Annotated in this window: 13 protein-coding genes and 3 rRNA genes; 1 reads left to right on the forward strand and 15 read right to left on the reverse strand. The window is 71.2% G+C overall.

Annotated elements, in window-relative coordinates:
- The first annotated feature begins 108 nt into the window (after positions 1–108).
- A complete protein-coding gene (locus ACWIX6_RS13230) occupies positions 109–1,419 on the forward strand; it encodes a DUF1015 domain-containing protein (RefSeq protein ID WP_448612893.1) in 1,311 nt (436 codons plus the stop codon).
- 17 nt (positions 1,420–1,436) lie between these two features.
- On the opposite strand, the gene ACWIX6_RS13235 is transcribed toward ACWIX6_RS13230, so the two are convergent.
- The 15 genes from ACWIX6_RS13235 to argC form a co-directional block, all read right to left on the reverse strand.
- Entirely contained in the window at positions 1,437–1,793 is a 357-nt protein-coding gene (locus tag ACWIX6_RS13235) for a single-stranded DNA-binding protein (RefSeq protein ID WP_448612894.1), read from the reverse strand.
- Positions 1,794–1,877: 84 nt separating this feature from the next.
- Positions 1,878–2,723, reverse strand: coding sequence for a tetratricopeptide repeat protein (locus ACWIX6_RS13240; protein ID WP_448612895.1), 846 nt, complete (start codon positions 2,721–2,723; stop codon positions 1,878–1,880).
- Between the two features lie 1,344 nt (positions 2,724–4,067).
- Positions 4,068–4,184, reverse strand: a 5S ribosomal RNA gene (gene rrf, locus ACWIX6_RS13245).
- Between the two features lie 142 nt (positions 4,185–4,326).
- Positions 4,327–7,456, reverse strand: a 23S ribosomal RNA gene (locus ACWIX6_RS13250).
- A gap of 422 nt (positions 7,457–7,878) precedes the next feature.
- A 16S ribosomal RNA gene (locus ACWIX6_RS13255) occupies positions 7,879–9,402 on the reverse strand.
- The 16S, 23S and 5S rRNA genes sit together here, the layout of an rRNA operon.
- 368 nt (positions 9,403–9,770) lie before the next feature.
- A complete protein-coding gene (gene tyrS, locus ACWIX6_RS13260; protein WP_448612896.1) occupies positions 9,771–11,108 on the reverse strand; it encodes a tyrosine--tRNA ligase in 1,338 nt (445 codons plus the stop codon).
- Positions 11,105–11,776, reverse strand: a complete 672-nt coding sequence (locus ACWIX6_RS13265; RefSeq protein ID WP_448612897.1) for a DNA-3-methyladenine glycosylase — start codon at positions 11,774–11,776, stop codon at positions 11,105–11,107. Before ACWIX6_RS13265 ends, tyrS begins: the two co-directional genes overlap by 4 nt.
- A 2-nt stretch (positions 11,777–11,778) precedes the next feature.
- Positions 11,779–13,221 (reverse strand): argininosuccinate lyase, encoded by a 1,443-nt coding sequence (gene argH, locus ACWIX6_RS13270; protein ID WP_448612898.1) that lies wholly within the window; start codon positions 13,219–13,221, stop codon positions 11,779–11,781.
- The gene (locus tag ACWIX6_RS13275) at positions 13,218–14,429 is read right to left on the reverse strand and encodes an argininosuccinate synthase (protein ID WP_448612899.1); all 1,212 of its coding nucleotides are present in this window, start codon (positions 14,427–14,429) and stop codon (positions 13,218–13,220) included. The genes argH and ACWIX6_RS13275 overlap by 4 nt, the downstream gene beginning before the upstream one ends.
- The gene (locus tag ACWIX6_RS13280) at positions 14,426–14,953 is read right to left on the reverse strand and encodes an arginine repressor (protein ID WP_448612900.1); all 528 of its coding nucleotides are present in this window, start codon (positions 14,951–14,953) and stop codon (positions 14,426–14,428) included. Before ACWIX6_RS13280 ends, ACWIX6_RS13275 begins: the two co-directional genes overlap by 4 nt.
- 10 nt (positions 14,954–14,963) lie before the next feature.
- Positions 14,964–15,911, reverse strand: coding sequence for an ornithine carbamoyltransferase (gene argF / locus ACWIX6_RS13285; RefSeq protein ID WP_448612901.1), 948 nt, complete (start codon positions 15,909–15,911; stop codon positions 14,964–14,966).
- Positions 15,908–17,095 carry an acetylornithine transaminase gene (locus ACWIX6_RS13290; protein ID WP_448612902.1) on the reverse strand — a complete coding sequence of 396 codons (1,188 nt, stop codon included), beginning with the start codon at positions 17,093–17,095 and terminating at the stop codon, positions 15,908–15,910. The genes argF and ACWIX6_RS13290 overlap by 4 nt, the downstream gene beginning before the upstream one ends.
- The gene (argB, locus tag ACWIX6_RS13295; protein WP_448612903.1) at positions 17,092–18,093 is read right to left on the reverse strand and encodes an acetylglutamate kinase; all 1,002 of its coding nucleotides are present in this window, start codon (positions 18,091–18,093) and stop codon (positions 17,092–17,094) included. Before argB ends, ACWIX6_RS13290 begins: the two co-directional genes overlap by 4 nt.
- Entirely contained in the window at positions 18,090–19,241 is a 1,152-nt protein-coding gene (gene argJ / locus ACWIX6_RS13300) for a bifunctional glutamate N-acetyltransferase/amino-acid acetyltransferase ArgJ (RefSeq protein ID WP_448612904.1), read from the reverse strand. The genes argB and argJ overlap by 4 nt, the downstream gene beginning before the upstream one ends.
- Complete coding sequence (argC, locus tag ACWIX6_RS13305; protein WP_448612905.1) at positions 19,238–20,278, reverse strand: N-acetyl-gamma-glutamyl-phosphate reductase; 1,041 nt, start codon at positions 20,276–20,278, stop codon at positions 19,238–19,240. The genes argJ and argC overlap by 4 nt, the downstream gene beginning before the upstream one ends.
- Positions 20,279–20,294 lie beyond the last annotated feature (16 nt).

A 20,294-nucleotide genomic window follows, 5' to 3' on the forward strand; every position in this document is an offset into this window, starting at 1 on the left:
GTCGCGGAGGAGGAGGTCACCGGGCGATCGCACCACGGCGGGTGCCGGACCCGCGCGCCGCCCGTCCGCCGACGACCGCCTCCCGGCCCCCCACCTACCATCGGCACCGTGCCCGAGTCGCCGGTGGATGCCCCGCTCCCGCGGTCGACCGGGCTGGACGTCCGGCCGTTCCGGGCACTGACCTATGCCGCGCACGACGCGGAGCGGCTCGCCCGGGTCAGCTCCCCGGCCTACGACCTGGTCAGCGCGGCCGGCCGGGAGCGGCTGGCCGGGACCGATCCGCACAACGTCGTCCGCCTGATCCTGCCGCACGTGGACCTCGCCGACGGGCCGCCCGGTGACCGGGCCGCCCGCGGCCGGCGGTCGGCGGAGCTGGCCTCGGCGACCCTGCGGGAGTGGCTCGCCGAGGGGGTGCTGGTGCGTGAGCCGGCGCCGGCGCTGTGGCGCTACGAGATGGCACCGCCCGACGGGGAGCCGACGACCGGCTGGCTGGGCGCGGTCGCCCTCCCCCGCCCGGGGTCGACGGCGGTGCTGCCGCACGAGGACACGTTCGCCCCGGCGGTCGAGGGGCGGCGGGCGCTGCTCGCCGCCACCGGCACGGACCTGGAGCCGATCGTGCTGGCACACGACCCCGACGACGGGATCGCCGTGCTGACCCGGACGGCGGTCACCGGCGCACCGACCCTGGAGGTGGCCGACCCCGACGGCGTCCGGCACCGGCTCTGGCGGGTCACCGACCCGGAACTGCTGGCAGGGCTCGGCGCGGCCTTCGCCGGCACCCGCGCCGTCATCGCCGACGGGCACCACCGTTTCGCCGCGGCACGGGAGCACCAGCGCGACGGCTCGCCGGACGCCGGGGCGGTGCTGGCCCTGCTCACGCCGATGGGACCGGGAGGGCTCCGGCTGCAGGCGATCCACCGGGTCGTCCCGGACCTCACGCTCGACACCGCGGTGGAGCGGTCGCGGGCCGGCTTCGTCGTGCGGAACCTGGACGTGCCCGGCGGCGACCCCCGCGGCCTGGTCCACGCCTGGGCGGCGGCCGGCGGTCGCGGCAGCTTCCTGGTGACCGACGGCTCCCGGCTGGTGGAGCTGTCCGGGCCCTCGGCCGCGGTGCGCGAGGCCGTCCCCGCGGAGGCGCCGGCGGCCTGGCGGGGGCTGGACGTCGTACTGGCCCATCACGGCCTGTTCGACCGGCTGTGGGGGCGCCGCGACGACCCCGACTCGGTGCTCATCGCCCACGACGTCGAGGAGGCGCTGCGGCTGGCCCGGGAGCGCGCGGGGGTCGCCGTCCTGCTGCGGTCGCCCTCGCCCACGGACGTGGCGGCGGTCGCCCGGGCCGGCGCCCGGATGCCCCGCAAGTCCACGCTGTTCGTCCCCAAGCCCCGGACCGGTCTCGTCCTGCGCCCGCACGAGGGCTGACCGGCCACCTGGTGCGGTCACGCCGACCGCGGTGAGCGCTGGCCCGGACGGCCGACCTTGCGGCCGCGCCGGCAGTTGACCTCGTAGGCGACAGCGGTGCCGCTGGGTGTGCGCCAGAAGCGGCGCTGCAGCGCTCCCTCGACCTCGACCACGTCGTCGGCCGCCCAGGCCGCTGCGTACCGCTGCACGGCGGGCAGCAGGCTGACGCAGGTGATGACGTCGCTCTTGGGCCCGCGCGGGCGCGGGCTCTCCCGACGCACGACCAGCTTGAACACCAGGAAGGTGTCGCCGCTGGGCAGCGTCCGGAGCTCGGGGGACGCCGACAGCCGTCCGCGCAGGACGACGTCGTTCCGGTCGATGACTGCCAGGCTCATGGGAGCAGCGTCGCCCGGGCCCGGGGGCCCGGCCAGCGCCGTCCGGCATCTGTGGACGGCGCCGGCCGATGTGGAGAGGGCCGGTCAGACTGTCGGTGGCTGGTGCTCGTCCGGCTCGGACCCGTCCGCCGTCGGCCCGGGGGCCTCCTGGAAGAGGCGGCTGTGGTCGAACTCGAGCGCGGCCCTGGAGGGGGGCGCCTCGCCGAGCAGTTCGGCCACCTCGGCCTCGATGTCGTCGGGGTCGGCCTCCTCGCCCAGGGCGGCGGGATCGTCCGACGGCTCGTGGTCGACCGACTCCTCGTCGCCGGTGTCCGCGACGGTGGCCGCGTCGACGTCCCCGGTGTCCTGCTCGCCGACCACCTGGTCGTCCGCGTCCTCGTCGTCCTCGTCGTCCTCGAAGCGGCTCGAGATGCCGGTGAGGTCGTCGGGGTCCGCCGCGGCGATGGCCCCGAACCACTCGGCGGCCTGCTCGCCCCTGCCCTGCTCCTCGAGGAGGTCGGCGTAGGCGGTGGCCAGCCGGAGCTGCCCGAGGTCGGCACCGCTGAGACCGCCTGGGGTGGGACGCCCGCCGAGGGCTGCCTCGAGGACGAGCAGAGCGGCCGGCAGCTCCCCCAGGTCCTGCCGGGCACCGGCCTCCACCAGGCGCAGTTCCACCGTCTCGTCGGTGTCCGGGTTCGCGGCCAGTGCCTCCTGCACCAGTCGCAGGGCGCTGGCGGGACGTCCGAGGGCGCGCTCGCAGTCGGCGAGGACCGCGCGGTAGCTCTCGTCCCCGCTCATCCGGCGGTAGGCGCGCAGTTCCCGTCCGGCCTCGGCGTAGTCGCCGGCGTGGTAGGCGGCCACGCCGACGGCCTCCCGGACGACGGCGATGCGGGAGGCCCGGTCGCGAGCGGCCCGGGCGTGCTGGAGGGCGAGCTCCGGGTCCTCGTCCACGAGTCCGCCGGCCGCGACGAGGTGCCGGCCGACGATGTCGGCGTTCCGTGAGTCCAGCCCACGCAGCGCAGTGCGGACCGCGGGGTCCAGCTCGCGTCCGTCTGCCCACTCCGGCAGCTCCGGTCCGCTGGGTCGCCGGTCCGCGACGGAGTCGGTGGGACGCCCGCCGCCGGGACGGCGGTCCTGCCACGCCGGACGGTCACCCTGCGGACGCTGGGGGCGGTCGCCGGTGGGGCGGCGGTCCTGCCAACTCGGACGGTCACCCTGCGGACGCTGGGGGCGGTCGCCGGAGGGGCGGCGGTCCTGCCACGCCGGACGGTCACCCTGCGGACGCTGCGGGCGGTCGCCCGAGGGACGGCGGTCCTGCCACGCCGGACGGTCACCCTGCGGGCGCTGCGGCCGGTCACCGGACGGGCGGCGGTCCTGCCAGCCCGGACGGTCACCCTGCGGACGCGCCGGGCGATCCCCCTGCGGGCGCTGCGGCCGGTCACCGGACGGGCGACGGTCCTGCCAGGCGGGCCGGTCACCCGAGGAGCGCCCGCCCTGCGGACGGTCACCGGTGGGGCGGCGGTCCTGCCAGCTCGGGCGGTCGCCCTGCGGACGCGCCGGACGATCCCCCTGCGGACGCTGCGGCCGGTCACCGGACGGGCGACGGTCCTGCCAGCTCGGGCGGTCGCCCTGCGGACGCGCCGGACCGCCGCCCTGCGGGCGCTGCGGACGGTCACCGGACGGGCGGCGGTCCTGCCACGCCGGCCGGTCACCCTGCGGACGTCCCCCTTGGGCCCGATCGTCGGACGGGCGGCGGTCCTGCCAGCCCGGACGGTCGCCCTGCGGACGCGCCGGACGGTCGCCCTGCGGGCGCTGCGGACGGTCGCCGGACGGGCGGCGGTCCTGCCACGCCGGCCGGTCACCCTGCGGACGGCCCCCCTGGGCCCGACCGTCGGACGGGCGGCGGTCCTGGCCTCCCCCGCGCGGTCCATCGGCTCGGGGCGACCGGTCGTCACGTGACGAATGGGACCCGCCCCAGCCCTCAGGGGTCGGCCTGGAACCGCGGTGCCCCGCCGGCCGGGCCGGTCGGCCGGCCCCGCCCTGACGAGGTCCACCGGGCCCGCCGCGCGGCGCCCCGCTGGAACCCCGGCCCCGGTCGGGTCCGCCTGTACCGCGTCGCGGAGTGGTCATGTCTTCTGTACCTCACTGGTCATCGGCATGCACCCACCGGGAGCACCTGAGCGGTGTCGGCCCCCGAGGCGCGCACGAATGAGGCACACCGGTCGGTCGACGTCCTGGACAAACGACGAAAACGGGGGCCGGAGCACATGGCTCCGACCCCCGTTTCGAAAGGATGTCCGGCGGCGTCCTACTCTCCCACCCGGTCCCCCGGGCAGTACCATCGGCGCTGAAAGGCTTAGCTTCCGGGTTCGGAATGAGACCGGGCGTTTCCCTTTCGCCATGACCGCCGTAACACTGTGAAGATGTCAACCCCACCCCCGAGGGCACCGAAGTACCTGAGGGGCGGGTCGGGACAGCTGGTCCCGTACCTTCAGAACCGCACAGTGGACGCGACAAATCTTGGTGAACACACTTCGCAGGACATGTTGGGTGTGTGGTCAAGCCCTCGGCCTATTAGTACCGGTCAGCTCCACGTATCACTACGCTTCCACTTCCGGCCTATCAACCCGCTGGTCTGGGCGGGGGCCTTACCCCATCAAGTGGGTGAGAGACCTCATCTTGAAGCAGGCTTCCCGCTTAGATGCTTTCAGCGGTTATCCCTGCCGAACGTAGCCAACCAGCAGTGCTCCTGGCGGAACAACTGGCACACCAGAGGTTCGTCCGTCCCGGTCCTCTCGTACTAGGGACAGCCCTTCTCAAGTCTCTTACGCGCGCGGCGGATAGGGACCGAACTGTCTCACGACGTTCTAAACCCAGCTCGCGTACCGCTTTAATGGGCGAACAGCCCAACCCTTGGGACCTACTCCAGCCCCAGGATGCGACGAGCCGACATCGAGGTGCCAAACCATCCCGTCGATATGGACTCTTGGGGAAGATCAGCCTGTTATCCCCGGGGTACCTTTTATCCGTTGAGCGACACCGCTTCCACATGCCGGTGCCGGGTCACTAGTCCCAGCTTTCGCTCCTGCTCGACCCGTCGGTCTCGCAGTCAAGCTCCCTTGTGCACTTGCACTCAACACCTGATTGCCAACCAGGCTGAGGGAACCTTTGGGCGCCTCCGTTACATTTTAGGAGGCAACCGCCCCAGTTAAACTACCCACCTGACACTGTCCCTGATCCGGATCACGGACCCAAGTTAGACATCCAATTCGACCAGAGTGGTATTTCAACGACGACTCCACCGACACTGGCGTGCCCGCTTCACAGTCTCCCACCTATCCTACACAAGCCGAACCGAACACCAATATCAAGCTGTAGTGAAGGTCCCGGGGTCTTTCCGTCCTGCCGCGCGTAACGAGCATCTTTACTCGTAGTGCAATTTCGCCGAGCCTGTGGTTGAGACAGCTGAGAAGTCGTTACGCCATTCGTGCAGGTCGGAACTTACCCGACAAGGAATTTCGCTACCTTAGGATGGTTATAGTTACCACCGCCGTTTACTGGCGCTTGAGTTCTGAGCTTCGCCGCGTAAGCAGCTAACCCGTCCCCTTAACGTTCCAGCACCGGGCAGGCGTCAGTCCGTATACATCGTCTTTCGACTTCGCACGGACCTGTGTTTTTAGTAAACAGTCGCTTCTCACTGGTCTCTGCGGCCACCCACCGCTACCCGCAGCACGTGCGGTCACAGCAGATGGCCCCCCTTCTCCCGAAGTTACGGGGGCATTTTGCCGAGTTCCTTAACCACAGTTCGCTCGATCGCCTCGGTATTCTCTACCTGACCACCTGAGTTGGTTTGGGGTACGGGCCGCTAAGAACTCGCTAGAGGCTTTTCTCGGCAGCATAGGATCATCCAATTCGCCTCAATCGGCTATGCGTCAGGCCTCACCCACATGCAAGGCGGATTTACCTACCTCACGGGCCACACCCTTGCACCGGTACTACCACTCACCGGTAGGACTACCTTCCTGCGTCACCCCATCGCTTGCCTACTACCAGTCCAGGTCCCACGCTCAACCCCGATCATCCCGAAGGACATCACGGAGCATCGGATGGTTAGTATCGCTGGGTCCAGCATGGGCGTTCTTTCGCGGGTACGGGAATATCAACCCGTTGTCCATCGACTACGCCTGTCGGCCTCGCCTTAGGTCCCGACTCACCCTGGGCGGATTAGCCTGGCCCAGGAACCCTTGGTCATCCGGCGGGGGAGTTTCTCACTCCCCTTTCGCTACTCATGCCTGCATTCTCACTCGTGTGGCGTCCACGGCTGGATCACTCCGCCGCTTCCACCGCCACACGACGCTCCCCTACCCACCCCCACCCCTGGCCCAGAACCCGAAAGGTTCCGGACAGGACATGTGGGAGTGCCATAGCTTCGGCGGTGTGCTTGAGCCCCGCTACATTGTCGGCGCGGAATCACTTGACCAGTGAGCTATTACGCACTCTTTCAAGGATGGCTGCTTCTAAGCCAACCTCCTGGTTGTCTCTGCGACTCCACATCCTTTTCCACTTAGCACACGCTTAGGGGCCTTAGCTGATGATCTGGGCTGTTTCCCTCTCGACTACGAACCTTATCGCCCGCAGTCTCACTGCCACGCTCTCACTTACCGGCATTCGGAGTTTGGTTGACGTCAGTAACCTTGTGGGGCCCCTCGGCCATCCAGTGCTCTACCTCCGGCAAGAAACACGTGACGCTGCACCTAAATGCATTTCGGGGAGAACCAGCTATCACCGAGTTTGATTGGCCTTTCACCCCTACCCACAGCTCATCCCCCAGGTTTTCAACCCTGGTGGGTTCGGTCCTCCACGCGGTCTTACCCGCGCTTCAACCTGGCCATGGGTAGATCACTCGGCTTCGGGTCTAGAGCACGCGACTCAGGCGCCCTGTTCGGACTCGCTTTCGCTACGGCTACCCCACACGGGTTAACCTCGCCACGTACCACTAACTCGCAGGCTCATTCTTCAAAAGGCACGCAATCACCCCCACGCACAAAGTGCGCATAAGGCTCTCACGGCTTGTAGGCACACGGTTTCAGGTACTATTTCACTCCCCTCCCGGGGTACTTTTCACCTTTCCCTCACGGTACTTGTCCGCTATCGGTCACCAGGGAGTATTTAGGCTTAGCGGGTGGTCCCGCCAGATTCACACCGAATTTCACGGGCTCGGTGCTACTTGGGATACAACCCGGGAGAGACACGGTTTTCGTGTACGGGGCTCTCACCCTCTACGGCGACCCCTTCCAGAGGCCTTCCACTAACACGCGTCTTTTCTGACTCCCCGACAGTTCGGCAGAACCATCTGGATCGTCCCACGACCCCGACCACACAACGCCTGCCGGCTTGACATGCGATCGGTTTAGCCTCATCCGCTTTCGCTCGCCACTACTCACGGAATCACGGTTGTTTTCTCTTCCTGTGGGTACTGAGATGTTTCACTTCCCCACGTTCCCTCCACACGCCCTATGTGTTCAAGCGCGGGTCACACCACATGACTGGTGCGGGGTTCCCCCATTCGGAAATCCTCGGATCAACGCTCGGTTGACAGCTCCCCGAGGCTTATCGCAGCCTCCTACGTCCTTCATCGGCTCCTGGTGCCAAGGCATCCACCGTGCGCCCTTAAAAACTTGGCCACACAAACACGCCTACAAAATTGCTAACAAGATGCTCGCGTCCACTGTGCAGTTCTCAAAGAACGGGAAGTCGCCCCACAACCCCCACCGCCAGCCCCGGACCCCACAACAGGACACCGGGCGGTACGACGAGCATGAGACCCTCCACGAGGCCAACAACCCGACCCCAACCTCGGGGCCGGCCCGTTCCCTCAGGACCCAACAGCGTGCCTACCACCACCACCCCACCCCGATCCCGTTCCCCGCCACCCCCGAGAGGGCAGCCGTACTAGGCACCAGACATGAGCCGGCGGCCGAACTGGTCAGCGTTCCACCCTCGAGCTCCACCCCAGACACCCGAGGCCCCCACCACTGTGGGGACCTTCCCGGCCTGGGCGTGGCTCTGGACCACCACACACAGTGTGGCGGCCAGTGCTCCTTAGAAAGGAGGTGATCCAGCCGCACCTTCCGGTACGGCTACCTTGTTACGACTTCGTCCCAATCGCCGATCCCGCCTTCGACGGCTCCCTCCCACAAGGGGTTGGGCCACCGGCTTCGGGCGTTACCGACTTTCGTGACGTGACGGGCGGTGTGTACAAGGCCCGGGAACGTATTCACCGCAGCGTTGCTGATCTGCGATTACTAGCGACTCCAACTTCATGGGGTCGAGTTGCAGACCCCAATCCGAACTGAGACCGGCTTTTTGGGATTCGCTCCACCTCACGGTATCGCAGCCCTTTGTACCGGCCATTGTAGCATGTTTGCAGCCCTAGACATAAGGGGCATGATGATTTGACGTCATCCCCACCTTCCTCCGAGTTGACCCCGGCAGTCTCCTATGAGTCCCCACCATCACGTGCTGGCAACATAGAACGAGGGTTGCGCTCGTTGCGGGACTTAACCCAACATCTCACGACACGAGCTGACGACAACCATGCACCACCTGTGCACGACCCTAAAAGGACCTGCCATCTCTGACAGATTTCCGTGCATGTCAAGCCTAGGTAAGGTTCTTCGCGTTGCATCGAATTAAGCAACATGCTCCGCCGCTTGTGCGGGCCCCCGTCAATTCCTTTGAGTTTTAGCCTTGCGGCCGTACTCCCCAGGCGGGGCGCTTAATGCGTTAGCTGCGGCACGGAGACCGTGGAATGGCCCCCACACCTAGCGCCCAACGTTTACGGCGTGGACTACCAGGGTATCTAATCCTGTTCGCTCCCCACGCTTTCGCTCCTCAGCGTCAGTTGTTGCCCAGAGACCCGCCTTCGCCACCGGTGTTCCTCCTGATATCTGCGCATTTCACCGCTACACCAGGAATTCCAGTCTCCCCTGCAACACTCTAGTTTGCCCGTATCGACTGCAGGCCCGAGGTTGAGCCTCGGGTTTTCACAGCCGACGCGACAGACCGCCTACGAGCTCTTTACGCCCAATAATTCCGGACAACGCTTGCACCCTACGTATTACCGCGGCTGCTGGCACGTAGTTGGCCGGTGCTTCTTCTGTAGGTACCGTCACTTCCGCTTCGTCCCTACTGAAAGAGGTTTACAACCCGAAGGCCGTCATCCCCCACGCGGCGTCGCTGCGTCAGGCTTTCGCCCATTGCGCAATATTCCCCACTGCTGCCTCCCGTAGGAGTCTGGGCCGTGTCTCAGTCCCAGTGTGGCCGGTCACCCTCTCAGGCCGGCTACCCGTCGTCGCCTTGGTAGGCCATCACCCCACCAACAAGCTGATAGGCCGCGGGCCCATCCTCAGCCGATGAATCTTTCCACCACCAGACCATGCGGTCAGCGGTCACATCCGGTATTAGCACCAATTTCTTGGAGTTATCCCAGAGCTGAGGGCAGGTTGCCCACGTGTTACTCACCCGTTCGCCGCTAGGGCACCACCCCGAAGAGCGGGCCTCGCTCGACTTGCATGTGTTAAGCACGCCGCCAGCGTTCGTCCTGAGCCAGGATCAAACTCTCCGTAGATGAACTTGATCACGGCTGAGACCAAGAGTTGGCACTCTCGTCAATCAACCAAAGGAACCCACCAGACCCCCAAAAAGGGCCCGGACAGGGACTTGTTACTTGGCACTGACTTTCGGCACGCTGTTGAGTTCTCAAGGAGCGGACGCGCACGGAAGCCGACCCTCGCGGGCTTCGTCCGTGGCTTGTGTTGTCTCGCTTCGGCGCCCGGGTCCGGCCTCGCGGTCGTCCCCGGCGCAGAGAGAAAGTTACGTGGCTGGGAGCACCGTGTCAAACCGCGTCAGCGGTGACGCGCGCCACCTGCCCGGAACGCCCCGGACACACGCCGTTCACACGGCGCCCGGCCCCATCGGCGGCCCCCGGGGACCGGGTCAGGCGGGTCCTCCCCCGTCGAGGCGGCGCACGCCGACCACGGTGCGGCGGCCCTTGCGGAGCACCAGCCAGCCGCCCGGCAACCAGTCCTCCGGTGCCGGGCGGGCGTCGGCGTCGCTGACCCGCGCGTTGTTCAGGTAGGCACCGCCCTCCTTGACCGTCCGGCGCGCCTCGCTCAGCGACGACGCCAGCCCCGCCGTCTGCAGCAGCGAGGACAGCGGGACGTCGGGGTCCGCGACCTCCACGGCGCCGGCCTCGGTGAGGGCGGCCGCCAGGGTGGCCGGGTCGAGCTCGGTGAGCTCCGCCCGGCCGAACAGCGCCCGCCCGGCCGCCTCGGCCTGGCGCAGCTCGTCGGGACCATGCACCAGGAGGGTGAGCTCCTCGGCCAGCGCCCGCTGCGGGGCCCGGGCGGCGGGCCGCTCCAGCGACTCGGCGAGCAGCGCCTCGATCTCCTCGGCGGGGCGCTCGCTGAACAGCGGCAGCCAGGCGCGGGCGTCGACGTCGTCGATGGTGAGCCAGTACTGGAAGAATGCGTAGGGGCTCGTCAGCTCGGGGTCCAGCCACACCGTGGCGCCCTCGGTCTTGCCGATCTTCGCGCCGTCGGACGTGGTGATCAGCGGGGTCCCGAGCGCGTGCACCGACGCCCCCGTCGTCCGGCGCACCAGGTCGCTGCCGGCGGTGATGTTCCCCCACTGGTCGGACCCGCCGCTCTGCAGCGTGCAGCCGTAGCGCTCGTGCAGCTCGCGGTAGTCGTTGGCCTGCAGGATCTGGTAGCTGAACTCGGTGTAGCTGATCCCGGCCTCGGAGTTCAGCCGGGCGGACACGGCCTCCTTGGCCAGCATCCGGTTGACCCGGAAGTGCTTGCCGAGGTCACGCAGGAGGTCGATGGCCGACAGCGGCGCCGTCCAGTCGAGGTTGTCCACGTAGATCGGTGCCCGCAGCCCCTCCCGCTCGGCCGGTAGGTCCAGGAAGGGCGCCACCCGGTCGCGGATGCGCTGCACCCACCCGGCGACGGTCTCCCGGTCGTTGAGCTGGCGCTCCGCTGAGGGCCGGGGGTCACCGATGAGCCCGGTCGCACCGCCGACCAGCACGATCGGCTGGTGCCCGGCCCGCTGCAGGGCCCGCAGCACCATGAACTGCACGAGGTGCCCGACGTGCAGCGACGCCGCGGTCGGGTCGAAGCCGCAGTAGTAGGTGACCGGTCCCTCCGCCAGGTGCGCGCGCAGCGCCTCCTCGTCGGTGCTCTGGGCGATGAGCCCCCGGCGGTGCAGCTCGTCGACGACCCCGGCGGAGGGGGACGCGCCGGCGGATGAGGCAGGGCTGGTGGAGACGGTCACGGGCGTCCATCCTGCCCGGCGCTCCCCCGTCGCGGCTTGCCACCCGCCCGGAAGACGCTGACCGAGGGCTCACCGGGAGCCCAGAACCGCCACGGCAGGTCGGTGGCCTGGCTGATCCCCACCCGGGGTCCGGCGGAGACGGAGCCCGGCGCCGTCCCCCGGTGCAGCCGGACGGTGGAGTCGGCCGACAGCAGGTCCGCACCGCGGTCGTCCGGGCCGATGGCCAGCGCCTGGGTGAGCCGGGCCGGGCCGCGGGCCAGGTCGCGCGCCGGACGGGCGGCCGGACGGCGGGCCCGGGCCAGGGACTCCCCCAGCACGACCTCGCCGGCCCGCATCAGCACCGCCGAACCCCGGCCCGCCGGCCCGACGACGACGTTGGCGCACCAGTGCACGCCGTAGCTGAAGTACACGTACAGCCGGCCGGGCGGACCGAACATGATCGCCGCCCGGGGGGTGGGCCCGCGGTGGGCGTGCGAGGCGGGGTCCTCCCCGGCGCCCGAGTAGGCCTCCACCTCGGTCAGCCGCAGCGCCACCCGGCCCTCCGGGCGGTCGGTGACCACCCAGCAGCCCAGCAGCGCGGGAGCGACCACGTCCACCGGCCCGAGCAGGTCCGCCTCGGTGAGGAGGGGACCCGGCCCGGGCCGGTCGAGGGGTGCGGCGGGGTCCACGGTCAGAGGACGGCGGCCACCGGTGAGGACGACGCCCAGTCCGCGTGCTGCCGGGCCAGCTCGGCCAGCGACGTCAGCTGCTCGGCGACCCGGCCGGGCGCCGTCCCCCCGCGGGTGCTGCGGGCGGCCAGCGCGCCGGCGACGGTGAGCACCGAGCGCACGTCCGGGGTCAGCCGCTCGTCGATCGAGGCCAGCTGGGCGTCGTCCAGCTCGTGGAGCTCCAGCCCGGCCTCCTCGCAGTGGGCGACCATGGCCCCACTGATCTCGTGGGCCGAGCGGAAGGGCACCCCGGAGGACACCAGCCACTCGGCGACGTCGGTGGCCAGCGCAAAGCCCTGCGGGGCGGCGGCCTCGATCACCTCCGGGCGCAGGGTGAGCGTGGCGGTCATCCCGGTGACCGCGGGGAGCAGCAGCAGGAGCTGCTCGACGGAGTCGAAGACCGGCTCCTTGTCCTCCTGCAGGTCCCGGTCGTAGGCCAGCGGCAGCCCCTTGAGCATGGTGAGCAGGCCGGTGAGGTTGCCGACGAACCGGCCGGCCTTGCCGCGGGCGAGCTCGGCGATGTCCGGGTTCTTCTTCTGCGGCATGATCGAGGAACCGGTGGCCCAGGCGTCGTCCAGCCGGGCCCAGCCGAACTCGGTCGACGTCCAGAGCACCACCTCCTCCCCCAGCCGGGACAGGTGCACCCCCAGCAGCGCTGCCGCGAAGCAGAACTCGGCGGCGAAGTCGCGGTCGCTGACCGCGTCGATGCTGTTGTCCGCGGCCCGGTCGAAGCCCAGCTCGGCGGCGACGGCGTCGGGGTCCAGCGGCAGCGAGGAGCCGGCCAGCGCGCCGGCCCCCAGCGGGCTGACCGCGGCCCGCCGGTCCCAGTCCCGCAGCCGGTCCACGTCACGGGCGAAGGCGTGCGCGTGGGCGAGCAGCTGGTGGGCGATGAGCACCGGCTGGGCGTGCTGGAGGTGGGTCATGCCCGGCGCCGGGACGTCGCGGTAGCGCATGGCCAGCGCGATGAGCGCGTTCTCCAGGTGCGCCAGCTCCGCGACCAGTGCCCGCACGTTGTGCCGCAGGTACAGCCGCAGGTCGGTGGCGACCTGGTCGTTGCGGCTGCGGCCGGCGCGCAGCTTGCCGCCGAGCGCGCCCAGCTTGCCCAGCAGGCCGCGCTCCAGCGCCTCGTGCACGTCCTCGTCGGCCTCGACCGCGGTGAACGTACCGGCCGCGACCTCCGCGGACAGCTCGGTCAGCGCACCCACCATGGCGGACAGCTCGCCGTCGTCGAGCAGCCCCGCCCGGTGCAGCACCCGGGCGTGCGCCCGGGAGCCGGCCAGGTCGTAGGGCGCGAGCCGCCAGTCGACGTCGGTGGACTTCGACAGGGCGGCCATCGCGGCGCTGGGGCCGCCGCCGAAGCGGCCGCCCCAGAGCCGGGTGGACCCCTCCCCCGCGGACGAGGTCACGCCGACGTACCGCCGACCCGCTGGTCACGCGCGGTCGCCAGCTTGGACGGCATGCCCCACAGCTGGACGAAGCCCTTGGCCAGCCGCTGGTCGAAGGTGTCGCCGGTGTCGTAGGTGGCCAGGTTGAAGTCGTACAGCGAGGCGTCGCTGCGCCGTCCGGTGACGACCGCGCGGCCGCCGTGCAGGGTCATCCGGATCTCCCCGGAGACCTGCTGCTGGGACTCGGCGATGAAGGCGTCCAGCGCCCGCTTCAGCGGGGAGAACCAGAGGCCGTCGTAGACCAGCTCGGCCCAGCGCTGCCCGACGGTCCGCTTGAACCGGGCCAGGTCGCGCTCGACGGTGACCGCCTCGAGCTCCTGGTGGGCGGTGATCAGGGCCATCGCGCCCGGGGCCTCGTAGACCTCGCGGCTCTTGATGCCGACCAGCCGGTCCTCGACCATGTCCAGCCGGCCGACGCCCTGCGCGCCCGCGCGGGTGTTCAGCTCCTCGATGGCCTGCAGGACGGTGACCGGGCGGCCGTCGATCGTCGTCGGCACCCCGGCGGTGAAGCCGACCACCACCTCGTCGGCCTCGCGGGCGACCGCGGGGTCGGCGGTGTACTCGTAGAGGTCCTCGATCGGGCCGTTCCAGATGTCCTCGAGGAAGCCGGTCTCCACCGCGCGGCCCCAGACGTTCTGGTCGATGGAGTACGGCGACTTCTTCGTCGTGGAGATGGGCAGCCCGCGCTCCTCGGCGAACCCGATGGCCTTGTCCCGGGTCATGCCGGAGTCCCGGACCGGGGCCAGCACCTGCAGGTCCGGGCCGAGGGCGCCGATGCCCACCTCGAAGCGCACCTGGTCGTTGCCCTTGCCGGTGCAGCCGTGGGCGACCATCGAGGCGCCGTGGTACTTCGCCGCGGCGACCAGGTGCTTGACGATCAGCGGCCGGGACAGCGCGGAGACCAGCGGGTAGCGGTCCATGTAGAGGGCGTTGGCCTGCAGGGCCGGGAGGCAGAACTCGTCGGCGAACTCGTCGCGCATGTCGGCGACGACGGACTCCACCGCGCCGCAGTCCAGGGCGCGCTGGCGGATGACGTCCATGTCCTCGCCGCCCTGGCCGACGTCGCCGGCGACGGCGATCACCTCGGCGCCGGTCTCCTCGGCGATCCAGCCGATGGCCACGGACGTGTCCAGGCCACCGGAGTAGGCCAGGACGACACGATCGGTCACGGTGCGTTCTCCTTCAGGAGTGGGTCGTTCTCGGGCGGTGTGCCGGCGGCGAGGGCCAGCAGGTGGTCGGCGAGGGCCTGGCCCCCGGCCGGGTCGCGTGAGACGACCAGCAGAGTGTCGTCCCCCGCGATGGTGCCCAGGACGTCGGGGAGGCCGACCTTGTCCAGGGCCGAGGCGAGGAACTGCGCCGCCCCCGGCGGGGTGCGCAGCACGGCGAGGTTGGCGCTGCCCTCCGCGGCGGTGAGCAGGTCGCCGAGCATCCGGGTGAGCCGGGCCGGTGCCCCCTGCGCCGGGCGCAGCGGGGCGTTCTCCGGCGGCAGCACGTAGCTGGCCGGCGCCCCGTCGGAGCCGCGCAGCTTGACCGCGCCGAGCTCTTCCAGGTCCCGGGACAGCGTCGCCTGGGTGACCTCGACGCCGGACTCGGCCAGCAGCCGGCCCAGCTGGGTCTGCGAGGTGACCGGGACGGCGGCGATCAGCTCGGCGATCCGGGCGTGCCGGGCCGACCGGGTGAGCGCCGCGGTCATCGTCGTCGCCTCACGACGACCGCTCCAGCAGCCACAGCAGGAGGGCCTTCTGCGCGTGCAGCCGGTTCTCCGCCTCGTCCCAGACGGCGCTCTGCGGCCCGTCGATGACCGCGGCGGCGATCTCCTTGCCGCGGTAGGCGGGCAGGCAGTGCAGCACGACGGCGTCGCCAGCGGCCCGGGCCAGCGCGGCCTCGTCGACGGCGTAGGGCAGGAACGGCGCGGTGCGGGCGGAGTGCTCGTCCTCCTGCCCCATCGACACCCAGGTGTCGGTGACCAGCACGTCGGCGCCGTCGGCGGCCGCGGCGGGGTCGACCGTCCACTGCACCGACCCGCCGGTGTCCGAGGCGATCTCCCCGGCCCGCTTGAGGACGGCGGGGTCGGGCTGGAAGGTCTCCGGCGAGCCGATCCGCACGTGCATCCCGGCCAGCGCGCCGCCCAGCAGGTAGGAGTGCGCCATGTTGTTGGCGCCGTCCCCCAGGTAGCTGAAGGTCAGCCCGGCCAGCCGGCCGCGCCGCTCGGCGACGGTCTGCAGGTCGGCCAGGATCTGGCACGGGTGGTAGGCGTCGGTGAGCGCGTTGACCACCGGCACCCGGCTGACCGCGGCCATCGCCTCGAGCCGGTCCTGGCCGAAGGTCCGCCACACGATGGCGGCGACCTGCCGGTCCAGCACCCGGGTGGTGTCCTCGACCGGCTCCCCGCGGCCGAGCTGGCTGGTGCCGGCGTCGATGACCAGCGGCGCGCCGCCGAGCTCGGTGACGCCGACGGAGAAGGACACCCGGGTGCGGGTGGAGGGCTTGTCGAACAGCACCGCCACGGTGCGCGGCGCGCCGTTGGGGGCGCGCAGCGGCGTGGGGGCCGCGGCGGTGTGCCGGCTCGCCTTGAGCGACGCGGCCAGCGCGAGGACCTCGGCCTGCTCGTCCGGGGTGAGGTCGTCGTCCCGGGTGAAGTGCCGGGTCACGGCTGGTCCGCCAGGGCGACCTCGAGCGCGGCCGGCAGCGCCGTCACGAAGGCGTCGATCTGCGCGTCGGTGAGCACCAGGGACGGCGCCAGCCGGACGACGTTGGGCGCCACGGCGTTGGCCAGGAACCCGGCCTCGCGCAGCTGCGCCTCCACCGCGGCGGCGACCGGCGCGGTGAGCACGACGCCGAGCAGCGCGCCGCGACCGCGGACCTGCTCGACGCCGGCGTGGCCGAGTCCCTCGATGCCGCTGGTGAAGCGGTGCTCGATCTCCTTGGCCCGCTCCAGCAGCCCCTCGTCGCGGATGGTGTCCAGGACGGCGAGCGCGGCGGCGGCGGCGATCGGGTTGCCGCCGAAGGTGGAGCCGTGCGCGCCGGCGGTCATCAGCTCGGCGGCCTCGCCGAAGGCCAGGGTGGCGCCCAGCGGCAGCCCGCCGCCGAGGGCCTTGGCCAGGGTGACGACGTCGGGGCGCAGCCCGTCGGCCTGGTGGGCGAACCAGTGCCCGGTGCGGCCGGTGCCGGTCTGCACCTCGTCGACGGCGGACAGCGCGCCGGCCGCGTGCGCGGCGGACTCGGCGGCGGCCAGGTAGCCGGCCGGGGCGGGCAGCACGCCGCCCTCGCCGAGCATCGGCTCGAGCAGCACCATCGCGGTCTGCTCCCCCACCGTGGCGCGCAGCGCCTCGGTGTCGCCGTAGGGCACGAAGCGGACGCCGCCGGGCAGCGGCGCGAACGCGTCGGCCTTGCCCGGCTGCCCGGTGAGCGCGAGCGCGCCCATGGTGCGGCCGTGGAAGGAGCCGACCGCGGTGACCACCTCGGGCCGGCCGGTCAGCCGGCTGATCTTGAACGCGGCCTCGTTGGCCTCGGCGCCGGAGTTGCAGAAGAAGACCCGCCCCGGCCGGCCGGCCAGCTCCAGCAGCCGCTCGGCCAGCCGCACCCCTGGCTCGTGCATGGCCAGGTTGGACACGTGCCCCAGCGTCTGCGCCTGGGCGGTGATCGCCTCGACCACCTTGGGGTGGGCGTGGCCCAGGATCGTGGTGGCGATGCCGCCGAGCAGGTCGGTGTACTCGCGGCCGTCGACGTCCCACACGGTCGCCCCGGCGCCGCGCGCCAGGGCCACCGGCGGGGTCTTGTAGTTGCCCATCATGACCGCCGACCAGCGGGAGGCCAGCTCCTCGGTGTGCGTCATGGCGCCGTCCCCTCCTCCTGTGTCGGTGCGGCCGGGACGACCATCGTCCCGGTCCCCTCGGTGGTGAACATCTCCAGCAGCAGCGCGTGCGGCAGCCGGCCGTCGACGACGGTGGCGCGGGCCACCCCGCCCTCCACGGCCCGCAGGCAGGCGGCCATCTTCGGGATCATCCCGGCGTCCAGGTCGGGCAGGATCTCGGCCAGCTCGGCGGCGTCGATCTGCTCGACCAGCGAGTCGCGGTCGGGCCAGTCGGCGTAGAGCCCCTCGACGTCGGTGAGGACGACGAGCTTCACCGCCCCCAGTGCCACGGCCAGCGCCGCGGCGGCGGTGTCGGCGTTCACGTTGTGCACCTGCCCGGTGGCGTCCGGGGCGACGGTGGCCACCACCGGGATGTGGCCGGCCTCGATGAGCGCGGTGACCGGGGCCGGGTCGACCGCGACGACGTCCCCGACCAGGCCGACGTCCACCGGCTCGCCGTCGACGATCGCGTGCGTGCGGGCGGCGGTGAACAGCCCGCCGTCCTCACCGGACAGCCCGACGGCCAGCGGGCCGTGCTGGTTGATCAGCCCGACCACCTCCGGGCCGACCTGGCCGGTGAGCACCATCCGGACGACCTCGATGGACTCCTCGGTGGTGACCCGCAGCCCGCCGCGGAACTCGCTGGCGATGCCCAGGCGGTCCAGCATGCTGCTGATCTGCGGGCCGCCGCCGTGCACCACCACCGGGTGGATGCCGCAGGTGCGCAGGAAGACCATGTCCTCGGCGAAGGCGACCCGGCACTCCTCGTCGACCATGGCGTGCCCGCCGTACTTCACCACCACGACGTGGCCGTGGAACTCCTTGAGCCAGGGCAGCGCGCCGGTGAGGACGGCGACCTTCGCGCGGTCGCCCTCGGGGTCGTCGGTGCGCATGACCCGGGTGGTGCCGATCTTCCGCCGTAGCGGGGACGCCAGGTCCGGGGCCACGTCGGGCGGGGTGGGGTCCTGTGCGGTGCTCATGTCGAGTACGCCGAGTTCTCGTGCACGTAGGCCAGGGACAGGTCGTTGGTCCAGATGGTGGCCTCCTCGGCGCCGGCCCGCAGGTCGACGTCGATGGTGATCGCCCGGCCGGTGAGGTCGACGCCCTCCCGCGGGTCGCCGATGGCGCCGCCCCGGCAGACGGTGACCCCGTTGATGGTCACGTCGACCTGATCAGGGGCGAACGCGGCGTCGGTGGTGCCGATCGCGGCGAGCACCCGGCCCCAGTTGGGGTCGTTGCCGAACAGCGCCGTCTTGAGCAGGTTGTTCCGCGCACAGGCCCGGCCGGCGGTCAGCGCGTCGGTCACGCTGGCGGCGTTCCGGACGGTGATCGCGATGTCCTTGGTCGACCCCTCGGCGTCGGCCAGCAGCTGCATGGCCAGGTCCAGGGCGGCGGCGTCCAGCGCCTCGGCGAACTCCTCCGGGCCGGGCGTGACCCCGCTGGCGCCGTTGGCCATCACCAGCACCGTGTCGTTGGTGGACAGGCAGCCGTCGGAGTCGACCCGCTCGAACGATCGCGACGTGGCGCCCTTGAGCGCGGGGCCGAGCAGCTCGGCGGGGACGACGGCGTCGGTGGTGAGGACGACGAGCATCGTGGCCAGCGACGGCGCGAGCATGCCCGCGCCCTTGGCCATCCCGCCGACGCTCCAGCCCGCCCGCTGCTGCACGGTCGTCTTGGGCACCGAGTCGGTGGTCATGATCGCCCGGGCGGCGTCCGCCCCGCCGTCGGCGGACAGCCCGCCGACCGCCGCGGTGACGCCGGCGAGCAGCCGGTCCATCGGCAGCCGGGTGCCGATCAGCCCGGTGGAGGCGACGGCGACGTCGATCGCGCCGATGCCCAGGGCGGCCGCGACGTGCTCGGCGGTGGCGTGGGTGTCCTGGAACCCGCCGGGGCCGGTGCAGGCGTTGGCGCCGCCGGAGTTGAGCACCACGGCTCGGACCCGGCCGGCCTCCAGCACCTGGCGGCTCCACAGCACCGGGGCGGCCGGGAAGCGGTTGGTGGTGAAGACCGCGGCCGCGGCGTCGTCCGGGCCGTCGTTGACGACCAGGGCGACGTCCTGGGCGCCGGTGGACTTGAGCCCGGCCGCGACCCCGGCCGCCCGGAACCCCTGGGGATGGGTGGTGGTCACGGTGCGACTCCCACCACGGGCAGGCCGGTGGTCTCCGGCAGGCCGAGGGCCAGGTTGGCGCACTGCAGCGCGGCCCCGCCGGTGCCCTTGGTCAGGTTGTCCACCGCGGCGACGACGACCAGCCGGCCGGCGTCGGGGTCGACGGCGACCTGCAGCGCCACGGTGTTGGCGCCCAGCACCGCGGCCGTGGTGGGCCACTGCCCCTCGGGGAGCAGGTGGACGAACGGCTCGTCGGCGTAGGCCTTCTCGTAGGCCGCCCGGGCCGCGGCGGCGTCCACGCCCGGGGCCAGCGGCGCGGAGCAGGTGGCCAGGATCCCCCGGCTCATCGGCACCAGGGTGGGCGTGAAGCTCACCGTGACCGGGCCGCCCGCGGCCCGGGACAGGTTCTGCACCATCTCCGGGGTGTGCCGGTGGACCCCGCCGACGCCGTAGGCGCTGGCCGAGCCCATGACCTCGCTGCCGAGCAGGTGCGGCTTGGCCGAGCGGCCGGCGCCGGAGGTGCCGCTGGCGGCGACCACGACGACGTCAGGGAGGACGAGGCCCGCGGCCAGCGCCGGGGCGAGGGCCAGGGTGACCGAGGTCGGGTAGCAGCCGGGGACGGCGATCCGGGTGGCGCCGCGCAGCTGCTCGCGCAGGCCGGGGAGCTCCGGCAGGCCGTACGGCCAGGTGCCGGGGTGCTCGCCGCCGTACCAGCGGGCCCAGGCCGCCGGGTCGTTGAGCCGGTGGTCGGCGCCGCAGTCGATGACCAGGGTGTCGGCGGGCAGCTGCGCGGCGATGGCCGCGGACTCCCCGTGCGGCAGGGCCAGCACGACGACGTCGTAGCCGGCCAGCGACGCCGGGTCGCTGGGCTGCACGGTCATGTCCGCGTACGGCAGCAGATGCGGCTGGGACTCACCGAGGCGTCGGCCGGCGCTCGACGCTGCGTGCACCCCGGTGAGGCGGAACGCCGGGTGCCCGGCCAGCAGCCGGCACACCTCACCGCCCGCGTACCCGGTGGCGCCGGTGACCCCGACCGTCCACGTCTGCCCGTTGCTCACGCTGCATGACTATGCA

It is taken from the genome of Modestobacter sp. URMC 112 (assembly GCF_053502575.1).

Bases quoted from the DNA above. Each gene is read 5' to 3' on its own strand.
- ACWIX6_RS13235 (WP_448612894.1), bottom strand. From the start codon at position 1,793: ATGAGCCTGGCAGTCATCGACCGGAACGACGTCGTCCTGCGCGGACGG.
- ACWIX6_RS13280 (WP_448612900.1), bottom strand. From the start codon at position 14,953: ATGACCGCGGCGCTCACCCGGTCGGCCCGGCACGCCCGGATCGCCGAG.
- ACWIX6_RS13290 (WP_448612902.1), bottom strand. From the start codon at position 17,095: ATGACGCACACCGAGGAGCTGGCCTCCCGCTGGTCGGCGGTCATGATG.
- argB (WP_448612903.1), bottom strand. From the start codon at position 18,093: ATGAGCACCGCACAGGACCCCACCCCGCCCGACGTGGCCCCGGACCTG.